The organism is Streptomyces sp. NBC_01092 (genome assembly GCF_045039535.1).
Taxonomy (GTDB): Bacteria; Actinomycetota; Actinomycetes; order Streptomycetales; family Streptomycetaceae; genus Streptomyces.
In genome coordinates this window covers 408765-423961 of sequence record NZ_CP108659.1, presented here as the reverse complement: position 1 = coordinate 423961, position 15197 = coordinate 408765, and the positions used below count along the sequence as shown (strand labels likewise).

At 69.9% G+C, this 15197-nt stretch carries 10 protein-coding genes and 1 pseudogene; 9 read left to right on the top strand and 2 right to left on the bottom strand.

What is annotated here, in order from left to right:
- Positions 1–160: 160 nt before the first annotated feature.
- Positions 161–2020, top strand: a complete 1860-nt coding sequence (locus tag OG254_RS01895; RefSeq protein ID WP_405576675.1) for a glycoside hydrolase family 3 protein — start codon at positions 161–163, stop codon at positions 2018–2020.
- Between the two features lie 137 nt (positions 2021–2157).
- On the opposite strand, the gene OG254_RS01890 is transcribed toward OG254_RS01895, so the two are convergent.
- Positions 2158–3444, bottom strand: a complete 1287-nt coding sequence (locus tag OG254_RS01890) for a cytochrome P450 (RefSeq protein WP_405576673.1) — start codon at positions 3442–3444, stop codon at positions 2158–2160.
- Positions 3445–3764: 320 nt separating this feature from the next.
- On the opposite strand from OG254_RS01890, the gene OG254_RS01885 reads away from it, so the two are divergent.
- Complete coding sequence (locus tag OG254_RS01885; protein WP_405576671.1) at positions 3765–4778, top strand: LacI family DNA-binding transcriptional regulator; 1014 nt, start codon at positions 3765–3767, stop codon at positions 4776–4778.
- A gap of 269 nt (positions 4779–5047) precedes the next feature.
- Here OG254_RS01885 and OG254_RS01880 read toward each other — a convergent pair whose 3' ends face one another.
- Complete coding sequence (locus OG254_RS01880; protein WP_405576669.1) at positions 5048–6007, bottom strand: alpha/beta hydrolase fold domain-containing protein; 960 nt, start codon at positions 6005–6007, stop codon at positions 5048–5050.
- A gap of 460 nt (positions 6008–6467) precedes the next feature.
- On the opposite strand from OG254_RS01880, the pseudogene OG254_RS01875 reads away from it, so the two are divergent.
- The 7 genes and pseudogenes from OG254_RS01875 to OG254_RS01845 all read left to right on the top strand — a co-directional run.
- A pseudogene (locus OG254_RS01875) lies at positions 6468–8084 on the top strand (AMP-binding protein); the annotation flags it as partial.
- Between the two features lie 96 nt (positions 8085–8180).
- Positions 8181–8594 carry an acyl-CoA thioesterase gene (locus tag OG254_RS01870; protein ID WP_405594794.1) on the top strand — a complete coding sequence of 138 codons (414 nt, stop codon included), beginning with the start codon at positions 8181–8183 and terminating at the stop codon, positions 8592–8594.
- A 73-nt stretch (positions 8595–8667) separates the two neighbouring features.
- On the top strand, positions 8668–11058 hold the full coding sequence (locus OG254_RS01865) for a bifunctional salicylyl-CoA 5-hydroxylase/oxidoreductase (RefSeq protein WP_405576667.1): 2391 nt from the start codon (positions 8668–8670) through the stop codon (positions 11056–11058).
- A gap of 35 nt (positions 11059–11093) precedes the next feature.
- On the top strand, positions 11094–12137 hold the full coding sequence (locus OG254_RS01860) for a carbon-nitrogen hydrolase family protein (protein WP_405576665.1): 1044 nt from the start codon (positions 11094–11096) through the stop codon (positions 12135–12137).
- Entirely contained in the window at positions 12134–13246 is a 1113-nt protein-coding gene (locus OG254_RS01855) for a cupin domain-containing protein (RefSeq protein WP_405576663.1), read from the top strand. Before OG254_RS01860 ends, OG254_RS01855 begins: the two co-directional genes overlap by 4 nt.
- Positions 13247–13444: 198 nt before the next feature.
- The gene (locus OG254_RS01850; RefSeq protein WP_405576661.1) at positions 13445–14350 is read left to right on the top strand and encodes a fumarylacetoacetate hydrolase family protein; all 906 of its coding nucleotides are present in this window, start codon (positions 13445–13447) and stop codon (positions 14348–14350) included.
- Between the two features lie 91 nt (positions 14351–14441).
- A complete protein-coding gene (locus OG254_RS01845; protein WP_405594792.1) occupies positions 14442–15182 on the top strand; it encodes an Asp/Glu racemase in 741 nt (246 codons plus the stop codon).
- Positions 15183–15197 lie beyond the last annotated feature (15 nt).

Below are 15197 nucleotides of genomic sequence, written 5' to 3'. Positions count from 1 at the left end.
CGGCTGCCAACCAGGGGAGTGGCCGCCCCCGGTCCCATGCGACTTGACCGCATGGGACCGGGCACACCCGCCCATGGCCGTCGACGCGCTGCCTCGGCCCCCGGCCCTGTCCGGCCGCTTCACCGATCGCGGAGCGGTCACCGGTTGAATTGGATCCTTCATGGCACAGACACCTCCCGTCCGCCCGCGCCTGCTGACCGCTCCTTGCGGCTCTCGGTTCCGGGACCTCAACGGCAACGGCACCATGGAGCCGTACGAGAATCCCCGCCTGCCCGTGGAGGACCGTGTGCGCGATCTGCTCGGGCGCATGACTCTGGAGGAGAAGGCCGGGCTGCTGTTCCAGACGATGATCACCATGAACGACGACGGTTCGCTCGTGGAGCCGGAGCTCGGGGCGCCGGACGACGACCCGATGCGCTCCTCCACGTCCCGCATGGTGACCGCGAAGTGCATGAACCACTTCAACCTCTTCGGGGCCGCGGCTCCCCGCCGCATGGCCGAGTGGAACAACCGCATCCAGGACCTCGCGACAGGTAACCGCCTGGGCATTCCGGTGACCGTCTCCACCGACCCCCGCAACGGCTTCGTCGACAATCCGGCCGCAGCGGTGCAGACGCAGGGCTTCTCGCTCTGGCCCGAGCCGTTGGGGCTCGCGGCCATCGGCGATGAGGACCTGGTCCGACGCCACGCCGACATCGTCCGCCAGGAGTACCTCGCCGTGGGCATCCGTCTCGCGCTGCATCCGATGGCCGACCTCGCCACGGAGCCTCGATGGGCGCGAAATCTGGGGACCTTCGGCTCCGACGCGGCCACGGCCGCCCGTCTGATCGGCGCCTACATCCGCGGCCTCCAGGGAGCGTCCCTCGGCCCGGACAGCGTCAGCACCATGACCAAGCACTTCCCGGGCGCCGGCCCGCAGAAGGACGGCGAGGACGCCCACTTCCCCTACGGCCGTGAGCAGGTCTACCCGGGCGACAATCTCGACTACCACCTGATCCCGTTCGAGGCGGCGTTCGCCGCCGGAACCTCGCAGGTCATGCCCTACTACGCCATGCCGGTGGGCACCGACTACGAGGAAGTCGGCTTCGGGTTCAACAAGGGCGTCATCACCGGGCTGCTGCGGGAGAAGTACGGCTTCGACGGCATCGTCTGCACCGACTGGGGCCTGGTCACCGACTCGACCATCTTCGGGGCGCCCTTCCCGGCCCGCGCATGGGGTGTGGAGCATCTCGACCGGCTCGCCCGGGTGGAGCGGATCCTCGACGCCGGTGCCGACCAGCTCGGCGGCGAAGCGGCACCCGAGCTGATCGTGGAACTCGTACGCACCGGAAGGGTGTCGTTGGACCGCATCGACACGTCGGCGGCACGACTCCTCCGGGAGAAGTTCGTACTGGGTCTGTTCGACGACCCCTACGTCGATCCGGACGAGGCTGAACGCGTCTGCGGTAGCAGGGAGTTCACCGCAGAGGGCCTGGCGGCTCAGAGTCGCTCCATGACCGTGTTGAAAGACCGCCCGCTCGGCGCCGCGACACCCGTGCTTCCTCTCGCGGCCGGCACGAGGATCTATGTCCGGGGCGTCGACCCGGAGGTGGCGGGTCGGTACGGCACTGTGGTGGCCGCGCCGGGCGACGCCGACGTCGCTGTCCTGCGCATCAGCGCTCCCTTCGAGCAGCGGACGCAGGGCTTCGAAGGCTTCTTCCGGGCCGGCAGGCTCGACTTCACCGCCGAGGAACTGCGGCCGATCCTGGAGGTCGTCGAGGCGGTGCCCACGGTGGTCGACGTCTTCCTCGACCGGCCCGCCGTCATACCGGAAATCGCCGATCAGTCGGCCGCTCTTGTGGCCGACTACGGTGCCTCGGATACCGCCCTGCTGGATGTGCTGTTCGGGAGGGTGCGGGCCGAGGGGCGTCTTCCCTTCGAACTGGCCCGGTCCATGGCCGCCGTTGTCGCCGGCCGGGAGGACGTGCCCAACGACTCGGTCGATCCGCTCTTTTCCTACGGCCACGGCCACGGCCTCTAGGTTCTCGCCCGGTCGACCGTGACGTGAACGCATCGCCGCCGAGTCATCGGCGGTGATGCGCGGTTGTCGGGAGCCGGATGGCCGCCCGGAGGGAAGAGGCGGCTCCGGAGGACCCGTGGCGCACGGGACGGACACGGTCACCACCCGGTGAGGGAGTCCCACCACCCCCACCGTTGCGGTGCTTCTCCCTCCTGCACCGGCACGGTCCGTGTCCTCTCCGGAACCAGCATCACGGCCGGCAGGCCGTGGGGTACCTCAGCGCGGTGCGCAGGAGTCGCCTGGGCGAAATCGACCGGCAACTCGGCCGGTCCGCCGGCCCACATGGACTGCTGTGTGGCACGGGCGGACCCCGAGTGGGCCGGCCGTGGCTCCGGCAGGCGACGTAGTGCCGCATCCACCGCCGTCTCCGCGATCAGCCGGGCCAGGTCCTTGGCGGGGCAGCCGTGAGCGCCCGTACCCCAGGCCAGGTGCGCACGGCTGCCCGTGCGTGCGGAACCGCCGCCGCCCTGGATCGCCGGATCGGTGTTGGCGGCCGCCAGGCACGGAATGAGCAGGTCACCCGCGCGGACTGGGTGGCCCGCGAGCATCAGGTCCTTCGTGGCCCACCTGCCGGGGATGTTCGGGACGGGCGGGTCGTCCATGAGCGTCCGCTCGAGAACGTCCGCCGGGGTGATGCGGCCGGTAGCCACAAGCGCGTTCACGTGCCTGTCGGACAGCAGGAGCCGCAGGGCGTTGCCGATCCAGTCGACCGTGCTTCGAGCTCCGAAGAGCAGAAGCTGCACGAGGTTGTGCGCGATCTCGGTCTCCGTGAGCGTGGTCGCGTGAGCCATCCAGGACGCGAGGTCCGGGCCGGGTGCGGCGATCCTGGTCTGCAACAACCGACGCACCGCCTCCAGCAGTTCGGCATCCGCCTCAGCGGCACCGTCCGCGGTGTCGGTGACGGCGATCACCAGTGCCTCCAGTGCCGGAACCGATGCGGGGGAGAAGCCGAGCAGGTGGGCGAAGACGGCCCATATCAAGGGACGGCTGTACTCGGTGACGAGGTCCGCGCTCGTCCGCTGTGCCCAGTGGTCGATGAGGCCGTCGGCCCGTAGCTGGACCACCAGGCGCAGGCGCCGCAGATCGATCTGCTCAAGGACGCCGGTCACGGCCTGGCGGTGCCGCCGATGCGCGTCCATGGAGAGGCGGGAGACCGCCGGACGCCAGCCGAGCATCGCCAGCAGTGGTGCGTCCGCCGGCAGTCTGCCGTCGGTGACGGCGTTCCAGCACCGCGCGTCGGAGGAGAAAGGGTGCTCGTTCCAGATCACCTCCAGGGCTGCCTGGTGCCCCAGGACCAGCCATGCGGTGACTCCCGGATGGATGCTGACGGGGGCGACGGGGCCCCAGACGTGCCGCAGCTCGTCATACCCACGGGTTGGGTTCATGAGATCGCTCTCAGCCTCTCTGCACTGGCGAGGAAGGCCCTGTTCGAGCCATGAGGCGTGCGTGCGCGCGGAAGGGGCGACGGAGTGCGCGCGGAAGGGACGGCGTGCGCGACGACGCGACGCGGCACGGCTTTCGTCGACCTTGGCTTCACCCAGAATGGGTGACACGTGTAAAATATCGAGCTTTTGTTGCGTGGGTCAATGGTTCGAGATATCCCGTCGTGAGGGCCCCGCCCACTGCTGCCTGAACTGCGCGATCCTCTTTTGTAACGCGTGTAACCTTCTCTCGTAAGAAGGACAGAACCGCACGTGACAAGGTGATGTACTCGATGGCCCAGGAGTCGAACGCGACGGCGTCGATCACGAGCGCGGACGTGGCCCGACTGGCCGGAGTGTCGCGGGCCACGGTCTCGTTCGTTCTCAACAACACCCAGGCGCACCGCGTGAGCGACGCGACGCGGGCGCGGGTGCTGGCCGCGGCCCAGCAGCTGGGATACGTCCCCCATGCCGCGGCCCGGTCCCTGCGCGCCGGCCGCAGCAACCTGGTGCTGATTCCGGCGTCGGTCGCGGCGGTCGGCGGCCTGGTCAGCAGCTGGCTCGACGATCTGCACACCGAGTTGGAGCGGCACGGCCTGATCGCGGTGCTGCACGCGGGCCGGTATGCCGACGCTGCCGTCGGCGCCCGCGCCTGGGCGGAGCTGCGTCCGGCCGCGATCCTGGCACTGGACGGGGACCGGCTGACGAGCCGCGCGGTCGACGTGCTCCAGCGGGCCGGGGTCGCCCTCCTCGCCTTTGCGGCGAGGCCCGTCGCGGGGGCCCACACGTTCGCCTTCGACCACGCCAGGGTCGGCGAGGTTGCGGCGGAGCACCTTGTGTCGAGGGGCCGTGAGCGGATCGGCGTGATCATGCCCGGCGAACGTGGGCTGGACATCTTCGCGCAGCCCCGCCTGGCCGGCGCCCAGGGCGTCGCCTCACGCAGTGCCGCCACGGTCACTCCCGTCCCGATGAACTACACGCGGGAGTCGGCGGCCGAGGTGGCGGACCGGTGGCCGAGTCTCGGCCTCGACGCGGTGTTCGCCTACAACGACGAGTACGCCACCCTGCTCATGCACGCCCTCCAGGACCGGGGCATCGTCATCCCGGAAGAGGTCGCGGTCGTGGGCGCCGACGACCTCGTACCCTCCGCCCTGCAACGCCCCCCGCTCACCACGGTGCGCCTGGAAGTGCCGTCACCCGCGCTGGTTGCGGACACGATCGATGCGCTGCTCAAGGGCACCGGCGTTCCCGACGCGCCGCCGAACGACGCCGTGCTGGTCTCCCGCCAGTCGTCGTGACAGGTGTTCCCGGGCCAGTAGTGACTGGTGTTCCCGGGCCAGTGGTGACAGGTGTTCCCGGGCCTGTACTGGTGCGAAGGCACGCCACAGGACGAGCGCCGCGCCCGCCCCGATCGACGTGCCGGCCACGCAGCCGCTGAGCCAGTGAGCGTGGAGCCAAGTGCGGCTCCACACGGGCCCGGGCCGAAGCGGGGAACGGAACTGAAACCACGGCATCGACACGGGCCGTACGCGCGCGGTGGCCGTGCGCCTGGCCGCCTGAGCGATACTCAGCGGGCAGCGGCCTCAGGGGCCTTGAGGTGACGTGCGAGGAAGTCGACGCTCTGCGTCACGATCGGTGCGACGTCCTGCGCGCCCAGGAAGATGTGATCCGCATCCGGGACGGGCTGCAACGTCACGTCCGCCTCGATCTGTTCGAGCGCCGCGGCGAGAACTTCGCTCTGGCCGTACGGCACCAGTCCGTCCTTCGTGCCGTGGATCAGCAGGAACGGCGGCGGCGGAGAACCTGCCGTCACATGGGTGACCGGGCTGGCGATCGCGGCCCGTGTCACGAGGTCCTCGCCGGTGGCGCCTCCCAGAAGCGCCGTGAACGGGTTGGGATAGTCGAACCCGGGGGCGGCCGGCAGGGTGTGCGACAGCAGAGGTATCAGGTCCGAGACGCCGTACCAGTCGACAACAGCGCGCACCGAGCTGCTCTCCTCGGTGCTTCCTTCACCGCCCTCGAGATCGGTGTGCCGATGATCGCCCGTACCGACGAGGCCGGTGAGAGCGGCCAGGTGGCCTCCCGCTGATTCGCCCCATACGCCGATGCGGTCGCCGTCGATCCCGAGGGTGTCCGCGAAGCGGCGCACGTAGCGGATGGCGGCCTTGACGTCGTGCAGCTGCGCCGGGAACGGAGCCTCCAGGCTGTGCCGGTAGTCGACGGAGACGAGGGCCAGGCCGGCCCGCAACACGGATCCGTGCAGCAGCTCGACGGGGACGGTGGGCGGCGGATAGCGCCGGTCTCCCTCCAGCCAGCCGCCTCCATGGATCCAGATGACGGCCGGTACGGGTTCCGTGCCCGCAGGCACCTGGACGTCCAGGAGGCGCGGGCGGTACCCCGGGCTTGTCGCGTAGGTGACTCCGTCGTAGCGGCGGACACCCTCCGGGCTGACCAGGGCGGGAGGCGGGGCGAGGAAGGGCGGCGGAGGCCACCCGAGGTCGAGCTCGGCGGGCGGTGACTGCGTCATGTGTGCCTCACTTTTGGGTCGCACGTGTGGTGGTGTGGCCCGGCGGCCGGTCGCGCCGCAGGGGCGGTGGTTCAGCGGCTCTTCGGCGGGAGCGCTGGGCTCCGGCCGGGAAAATGTCCGGAATGTATTGCGCGTAGGACCGCCGGCAAGCACGATGTTACACGTGTAACGCGCTCAGTGGCAGAGGCGAGTCGCGAGTGGCCCCCATGGGGAGGTCGCGCGGCTGCCGCCCGCGCCTCGTCCGTGCCGCCCTGTGGGCGCGCGGGGTTTCGTCGGACATCGAGAGCCTGATGCCCCTGATTGCCGCGGAGTTGGCGTCCAGCGTGGTCCGCCATGCGGCCACGGACCGGCTCCGAATCAGCGCGCCCCCGTCCCAGATGTATAGCGAAAGATTGACTGTCGTCATAAAAGCAGGATACTTGCGGCACTCTCCCTGCTGCCCCGAGACGAGGTGCACCCCATGGAGCTCTCCCCGTCCGCACATGTGGACTCCTTCTGCCGCGATCGGCTCCCACCCTTCGACCTGTGGCCCGAACTCCACTACGACCTCCCCGAGTTGACGTATCCCGCGCGACTCAACTGCGCCGCACGGCTGCTCGACGACGCCGTCGAGCGCTGGGGCCCCGACCGACCCTGTCTGCTGACGCCCACCGAGTCGTGGAGCTACGGCGACCTGCTGCGCCGGGCCAATCAGGTCGCCCGAGTTCTGACCGAGGACTTCGGCGTCCGACCGGGCAACCGTGTCCTGTTGCGCGGCCCCAACAATCCCTGGCTCGTCGCCACCTGGTTCGGTGTTCTGAAGGCGGGGTGCGTCGCGGTCACCACCATGCCGTTGCTGCGTGCCGCGGAACTGAGGCAACTGCACGAGATCAGCCTTCCGGCCGTCGCCGTGTGCGATCACCGTTTCCTGGAGGAACTGAGTGCCGCCGATGCACCGGGCATGCGCGTCATCGCCTACGGCGGCGGCGAGGCGGACGACCTCGTCGCCCGCTGCGCCACCAAGGAGCCGACGTTCCACCACGTCGACACCGCCGCGGACGACGTGGCGCTGATCGCCTTCACCTCCGGAACCACCGGGCGGCCCAAGGCCACGCTGCACTTCCATCGAGACGTCCTCGCCAACGCCGACACGTTCTCGCGGCACGTCCTGAAACCCGGGCCGGACGACGTCTTCACGGGGACACCGCCACTCGCCTTCACCTTCGGCCTCGGGGGACTGGTCGTCTTCCCCCTGCATGCCGGCGCGGCCTCCCTGCTGCTGGAACAGGCGACACCGGACCAGTTGGCGGAGCATGTCGCCGAGCATGGCGTCACCGTGCTGTTCACCGCGCCCACCGCATACCGGTCGATCATGGCTGCGGGGAAGGCGGACCGTCTCGCGCAGCTGCGCCGCTGTGTGTCCGCCGGCGAGGCGCTCCCGGCGCAGGTCTGGGAGGACTTCCATACCGCCACCGGGCTGCGCATCATCGACGGCATCGGCGCCACGGAGATGCTGCATGTGTTCATCTCCGCCGCGGACGATGACATACGCCCCGGCTCCACGGGCAGGCCCGTCCCCGGATACCGGGCGCGGGTCGTCGACGAGACCGGCGCATCCGTGCCTGACGGCGAGCCCGGACTGCTCGCCGTGAGCGGCCCCACCGGATGCCGCTACCTGGACGACGACCGGCAGACGACCTACGTGCAGAACGGCTGGAACATCACCGGCGACACCTACATCCGGGACGCGGACGGCTACTTCTGGTACGTGGCCCGCAGCGACGACATGATCGTGTCCTCCGGTTACAACATCGCCGGCCCCGAGGTCGAGAAAGCCCTGGTCACCCACCCGTACGTCGCGGATTGCGCTGTTGTGGGGGCCCCGGACGAACGCCGCGGGATGATCGTGAAGGCGTACGTCGTCCTCGGGCCGGGCGTCACTGGCGACGAGACCGCGATCAAGGAACTCCAGAACTACGTCAAGCAGACCATCGCGCCCTACAAGTACCCCCGTGCCGTCGAGTTCGTCGCCGACCTGCCGCGCACGATCAACGGCAAGCTGCAGCGCTCCGAACTGCGCAAGCGTGCCTCGGGAGCGTCGCAAGGCACTCTCAGGGATGCACCGAGTCCCCTGTCGGATACCCCCGGGGACGACGACTCTTCCGGCGAAGTCCTCGACGCGCGCGAGCTCCAGTTGCCCAGCGTCGTCATCGAGCGACGTGTCGAATGGCCGGACACCGACGCGGCCGGCCACTACCACCACTCGACCGTCGTGCGCTGGGTGGAGGCGGCCGAAGCGGTGCTGTTGAGGCGGCTGGGGCTCGCCCAACTCTTCGGCAGCACCCCGAGGGTGCACTTCGAAGCCGACTACCGCGCCCGTCTGTGGTTCGGCCAACTCGTCCGCACCGAGCTGAGCGTCACGAAGGTCGGCACGGCATCCCTGCACTACGCCTTCACTGTGCGGGCCGACGACAGCGAGGTGGCGGCCACCGGACGCATGTCGATCGCGCACTCGGCCGCACGGGCGACCGGCGCCACCCCGTGGCCCGAGGACGTGCGCGAGGTGCTGACCAAGGCGGGACCTCAGGCGCCGGAACGACTCCTTTGAGCCTCGTATATCGTTTTCTTGACGACCGTAGATTTGGCGGCATATTTTGTCCTGGAACCACAAGGAGGACGCCGTGCGCGTAGCAGTCATCGGGGGAGGGCCTGGCGGGCTGTACTTCGCAGCTCTGGCCAAGCAGCTCTCCCCGCACTGGGAGGTCACCGTCTGGGAGCGCAACGCGGCCGACGACACCTTCGGATTCGGCGTCGTGTTCTCCGACGAGACCCTCGACGGCATCGCGCAGGCCGATCCCGAGATCTTCACGACGATGTCGGCCGAGTTCGCCCGCTGGAGCGACATCGACATCCGCTACAAGGGGCAGGTGCTCACCTCGGGGGGCCATGGCTTCGCGGCCCTCGGGCGCAAGCGGCTGCTGGCCATCCTGCAGGAACGGTGCGCCGCCCTGAACGTGGACGTGCGCTACCGCACCCCGGCTCCGCCGGTGGCCGAACTCGCCGCCGACTACGACCTGGTGGTCGCCAGTGACGGCGTACGGTCGGCGGCCCGCACCACCTACGCCGACAGTTTCCAGCCGGACCTCGACGAACGGCACTGCCGTTACATGTGGCTGGCCACGGACAAGGTGTTCGAGGCGTTCACCTTCATCGTCGCCGAGTGCGACTTCGGCACCGTGCAGGTGCACGCCTACCCCTTCGACGCGACGCGCAGCACGTTCATCGTGGAGATCGACGAGGATTCCTGGCGGCGCGCGGGCTTCGCCGAGTACGCCGCCCGCGACCACCCGCCGGGGACCAGCGACGAGGACAGCATCCGGCTGTGCCAGGAGATCCTCGCCGACCACCTCGACGGGCACCGCCTGATACCCAACAACTCCAAGTGGATCCGCTTCACCACGGTCCGCAACACGACCTGGCGGCACGGCAACGTCGTGCTGCTCGGCGATGCCGCCCACACCGCGCACTTCTCCATCGGCTCGGGCACCAAGCTCGCCATGGAGGATGCCCTCGCGCTCGCCGCCTGCCTCCACGAGCAGCCCGACCTCACAACGGCTCTGGCCGCGTACGAGGCAGAGCGCAAGCCGGTGGTGGAGTCCACCCAGCGTGCCGCTCAGGCAAGCCTCGAATGGTTCGAGAACGTGGGGCGGTACACCGGGCAGGAGCCGCACCAGTTCGCCTTCAACCTGCTGACCCGCAGCCGGCGTGTCACCCACGACAACCTGCGCGTGCGGGACCGGGAGTTCACGGACGCGGTGGAGCAGGCATGGCACGCCACCACGAGGACTCCGATGACCACCGCCGCCGTCGTGCCTCCCATGTTCCGGCCGTTCCAGCTCGGCGGTCTGCACCTGCGCAACCGTGTCGTGGCGCCCCCGGTAGCGCTGTACTCGGCGCGTGGGGGTGTCCCGGGAGACTTCGACCTGGTGCACCTGAGCACCCAAACCCTCGGCGGGGCCGGGCTGGTGATCGCCGGTATGACGGCCGTGAGCCCGGACGCCCGCGCCACGCCCGGCTGTCCCGGTCTCTACAACGACGAGCAGGAGGCCGCCTGGGCGGAGATCACCGACTTCATCCACCGCCAGTCGGGCGCTTGTCTGGGAGTTCAGCTCACCCACGCCGGCCGCCGTGCTGCCACCGGCGTGCCGCACGCCGACGGCCGTAGCGCCCCACTCGGGGAACACGGATGGCCACTCGTCGCGGCCTCGGCCCTCCCCTGGGACAGCGCCGGCAGCACGCCCCGGGAGGTCACGCGCCAGGACATGGAGGACATCACCGGGGACTTCGCCGCCGCCGCGCGCCGTGCCGACCGGGCCGGATTCGACGCCCTGGAGCTGCAGTTCGGGCACGGTCACCTGCTCTCGGGCTTCCTGTCACCGCTGACCAACACCCGTACCGACGCCTTTGGCGGCGGCCTCACCAACCGGCTCCGCTTCCCCGTCGAGGTGCTGGAGGCCGTGCGTGCGGTGTGGCCGCCGGGCAAGGCGCTGATCGTCCGCATCTCGGCGTCCGACTGGGCCGAGGGAGGCACCACGCAGGCCGAGGCAGTCGAGATCGCCCGCGCCCTGTCAAAGGCAGGCGCCGACGCCATCGACGTCTCCACGGGCGAGGTCGTCGCCCACGAACGGCCCCGCTACGGCCGCAGTTACCAGACGCCGTACGCGGACCTCATCCGCAACGCCACCGGCATTCCCACCATCGCCGTCGGAGCCATCTCCACCTACGACGACGTGAACTCCATCATCCTGGCCGGCCGCGCCGATCTCTGCGCCGTCGGCCGGGCCCAGCTGCACGATCCGCTGTGGACCCTGCACGCCGCGGCAGCCCAGGAGTACGCGGGACCCGCCGCACCGTGGCCGGCCTCCTGGCGGGCGGGCAGCGGCAGACCCCCCGGCGCGCGGACCGACCGTGTCCCGCCCCGCCTGCAGCTCCTGCGCGATGCGCCCGCGCCCGTGCACCAGCGCTGGCTGCCGCACACGCGGGCCACCGTCGCCGCGGCGGCCGTCCGTTGACCCGCCCAGGGCACCCCAGGTCCCAGGAGGAACTCGTGGACACCCTTCCCCGCTTCACCGCCGCGGCGATCCAGGCCGCCCCCGTCTACCTCGACCCGGCCGCCACCGTCGACAAGGCGGTTGCCCTCATCGAGGAGGCCGCCCGCAACGGCGCCTCGCTCGTCGTCCTCCCCGAGGTCTTCGTCCCGGGCTACCCGTACTGGAACTGGACGATGAACCCGGTCAAGGGCTCGCCCTGGTTCGAACGCCTCTACCGCTCCTCCATCGACGTACCCGGTCCCCACGTGGACAGGTTGTGCGCGGCGGCCCGCAAGCACAATGCGGTCGTCGTGATCGGGGTCAACGAGCGCGGCCCGCACAGCCTGGGTGTCCTCTACAACACCCTTCTCACCATCGGCCCCGACGGTCAACTGCTGGGTGTGCACCGCAAGTTGGTGCCCACCTGGGCGGAGAAGCTCACCTGGACGGGCGGCGACGGCAGCTCCCTGCGCGTCCACCGGACCCCGATCGGGCCGCTCGGTGCCCTCGCCTGCGGCGAGAACACCAACACCCTCGCCCGCTTCACGCTCCTCGCACAGGGCGAACTCGTCCACGCCGCAAGCTACATCGCGCTGCCGGTCGCCCCCGAGGACTACGACATGGCGGACGCCATCGCCGTACGCACCGCCGCCCACAGCTTCGAGGGCAAGGTCTTCTCCGTCGTCTCCTGTTCGACGATCTCACCGGAGATCGTCGACACCGTCGCCGGCGACGACGAAGAGATACGGCGCATGCTCGCCCGTCCCCGCAGTGCACTGTCGGGCATCTTCGGACCCGACGGCAGGCCCGTGACCGAACCGCTCGTGGACGACGAGGGCATCGTCTACGCCGAGATCGATCTGGCCAAGTGCATCCAGCCCAAGCAGATGCACGACATCGTCGGCCACTACAACCGCTTCGACGTCTTCCAGCTCCACGTCGACAACACGCCCCGCACCCCGGTGACTTTCACCGCCGACTCTGCGCGCCAGCCCACGGCCCACCACCGCATCCCGCTGCCAGCCGACGGCACCGACACCACCAAGGAGGACGACGCATGACCACCGCACACGACGACAACCAGCTCGGACGCGCCCGCGTGTCCGACACCCCCGAACTCACCGCCTACTACGGTGAACTCGCCGAACGGGACGCCGGCGCCCTGTGGACCGTCGCCAACGACATCGAACCCTGGTACCCGCAGCCCAAGTCCGTTCCCGTCCTGTGGCGGTACGAGGAGCTGCGCCCCCTGGTCCGCAAGGCACTCGACCTGGTCAAGGCCGACGACGCCGGCCGCCGGGTGGTGATGCTCGTCAATCCGGGCCGCAAGGAGGTCAGCGCCGCAGTCGGCCTCCTCTACACGGGCCTGCAGATCATGGGCCCCGGCGAGGCGATGACCGCCCACCGTCACCAGGCGGCCGCCCTGCGCTTCGTGCACGAGGGCACCGGGGCCTGGACCATCGTCGACGGACAGAAACTGAAGGTCGGCCCGCGCGACTTCGCCATCACCCCCAACAACACCTGGCACGAGCACGGCAACGAGTCCGACGACGCCCCGGTCATCTGGCAGGACGGCCTCGACATCCCCCTCGTCAACGCCCTGGACGCCGGCTTCTACGAAGTCCACCCGGAGCTGTACCAAAAGCCCGGGAAGGTCATCAACTCCTCAGCGCTCACCTACGGCGCCAACCTCCTGCCCTACGGCGTCGAGAAGTGGACCCGCCCCTACTCACCGCTGCTCGCCTACCCCTGGGAGCCGACCTACGCATCCCTGCGGAACCTGGCACGGGCATCCGAAGGCTCCCCCTACGACGGCGTGATCGCCGAGTACACCAACCCGGTCACCGGCGGCTCGGTCATGCCCACCATGGGCGCGCACATGCAGCTGCTCCGGCCCGGTCAGGCCACCCAGGCCCACCGTCACACCGGATCGGTGATCTACACCGTGGCCAAGGGCCGCGGACAGTCGGTCATTGCCGGCGAGCGGTTCGCCTGGAAGGAGGGCGACATCTTCTGCGTCCCCTCCTGGGCGTGGCACGAGCACCACAACCTCGACCAGGGCGAGGACGCCTGCCTGTTCTCCTTCAACGACTTCCCCGTCATGAGCTCGCTCGGCTTCTGGCGGGAGGAGGCGTACACCGACAACGGTGGGCGCCAGCCCACCGCCTAGACCGTGCCCGCCGTCCCACCGCCGCCGGCTCTGACACCGGTGGTGGCGACGGCGGCGCGACCGAGGACGGCCGCCCGTTGCCCCGCGCCGCCCCCGGTCCCGGGGCGGTGGCGACGAGACCTGACCTTCGCCACTGCCCCACCCTCCCCGCCTGACATCCGTACGCATTGCCCGTACCCAACGCCCCAAGGAGTCCCCATGCGCCTGGTGACCTACAGCCTCGGCGACGGCCCCGCGCGCCTCGGCGCCCAGACCGACGAGAGCGTGATCGACCTGTCCGGCCTGACCGCGTTCCACGAGGAGGAACTGCCGCAGGATCTGCTGTCCCTCATCCGGGCCGGCGACGCAAGCCAGGCCATCGCCCGCCGCCTGCTCGCGACCGATCCGGCCGCCTGGCCCGCCGATGTCTGCCACCGGCTGGACGAGGTTTCCCTGCACGCCCCCCTGCGCCCCGGCAAGATCATCGGGGTCGGCCTGAACTACGTCGAGCACGTCGAGGAGTCCAGCCGCAGCCTCGACACCGACAAGGAACTGCCCCCGCGCCCCGTCCTCTTCAGCAAGCCGTCCACCGCGGTCACCGGCCCCGGCCGGCCGATCCTGCACAACGGCGACCTCACCCAGCAGCTGGACTGGGAGTGCGAGCTGGCCGTCGTCATCGGCCGCACCGCCTTCCGGGTCAGCGAGGACGACGCCTTCGACCACGTCTTCGGCTACAGCATCGTCAACGACATCAGCGCCCGCGACCAGCGCCGCTCCGGACAGTGGTTCTTCTCCAAGGGACAGGACTCCTACGCGCCGTTCGGCCCCGCCGTCGTCACCGCGGACGAGATCTCCGACCCCATGTCCCTCGACCTCGAACTGCGGGTCAACGGGGTGACCAAGCAGAAGTCGAACACCCGCCACATGCTCTTCCCGATCGCCCGGCTCATCGCCGACATCTCCTCCGGCGTCACGCTGGAGCCCGGCGACGTCATCGCCACCGGCTCCCCGTCCGGAGTCGGCGCCGGCATGGTGCCGCCCCAGTTCCTCGTGGCCGGGGACACGGTCGAGGCCACCGTCGAGGGCATCGGCACCCTCACCAACCCCGTCGTCGACGCACGCTGACGCACCGTCCCCTCCCACGTTCACCAGGAGAATCCCCTTGGCTCCACGCACGTACCGGATCGGCCAGATCGTTCCGAGTTCCAACATCACCATGGAGACGGAGGTGCCGGCCATCCTGCGCGCCCGGGAAACCGTCGCGCCGGAACGCTTCACCTTCCACTCCAGCCGCATGCGCATGACACACGTCACGCCCGAGCAGCTCAAGGCCATGGACGCCGACTCCGACCGGTGCGCCCTGGAACTCTCCGACGCCCACGTCGATGTCCTCGGCTACGCCTGTCTGGTGGCCATCATGAGCATGGGCCTGGGCTACCACCGCGTCTCCGAGGAGCGCCTGCACGGCCGTACCGTCGAGAACGGAGCCCCGGCACCGGTTGTCACCAGCGCGGGAGCGCTCGTCCACGGCCTGCACACGCTCGGCGCCAAGAAGATCGCCCTGCTCGCGCCCTACATGCGTCCCCTGACCCGGACGGTCGTCGACTACCTCACCCACGAGGGCATCGAGGTCCTCGACTACGAGGCACTGGAAATCCCCAACAACCTCGACGTGGCCGCCCACGATCCTGCGAAGCTGCCCGGCCTCGCGCGGGCGCTCGACCACGCAGACGCCGATGCCGTGGTGCTGTCCGCGTGTGTCCAGATGCCGTCGCTCGGTGCCGTCGAGGAGGCCGAACAGCTGCTGGGCAAGCCCGTGGTCTCCGCGGCGATCTGCACCGCCCACCAGATGCTCCGGGCGCTCGGCCTTCCCGCGGTGGCCCCGGGCGCGGGCCACCTGCTGTCCGGAGCGTACGCGCAAGCGCCGCTCGGAACCGGTTCCACCAGCGGGGAATGACCCCGGCAGGGGAGC

Bases quoted from the DNA above. Each gene is read 5' to 3' on its own strand.
- OG254_RS01880 (WP_405576669.1), bottom strand. From the start codon at position 6,007: ATGACGCAGTCACCGCCCGCCGAGCTCGACCTCGGGTGGCCTCCGCCG.
- OG254_RS01850 (WP_405576661.1), top strand. From the start codon at position 13,445: ATGCGCCTGGTGACCTACAGCCTCGGCGACGGCCCCGCGCGCCTCGGC.
- OG254_RS01855 (WP_405576663.1), top strand. From the start codon at position 12,134: ATGACCACCGCACACGACGACAACCAGCTCGGACGCGCCCGCGTGTCC.
- OG254_RS01885 (WP_405576671.1), top strand. From the start codon at position 3,765: ATGTACTCGATGGCCCAGGAGTCGAACGCGACGGCGTCGATCACGAGC.
- OG254_RS01890 (WP_405576673.1), bottom strand. From the start codon at position 3,444: ATGAACCCAACCCGTGGGTATGACGAGCTGCGGCACGTCTGGGGCCCC.
- OG254_RS01895 (WP_405576675.1), top strand. From the start codon at position 161: ATGGCACAGACACCTCCCGTCCGCCCGCGCCTGCTGACCGCTCCTTGC.
- OG254_RS01845 (WP_405594792.1), top strand. From the start codon at position 14,442: ATGGAGACGGAGGTGCCGGCCATCCTGCGCGCCCGGGAAACCGTCGCG.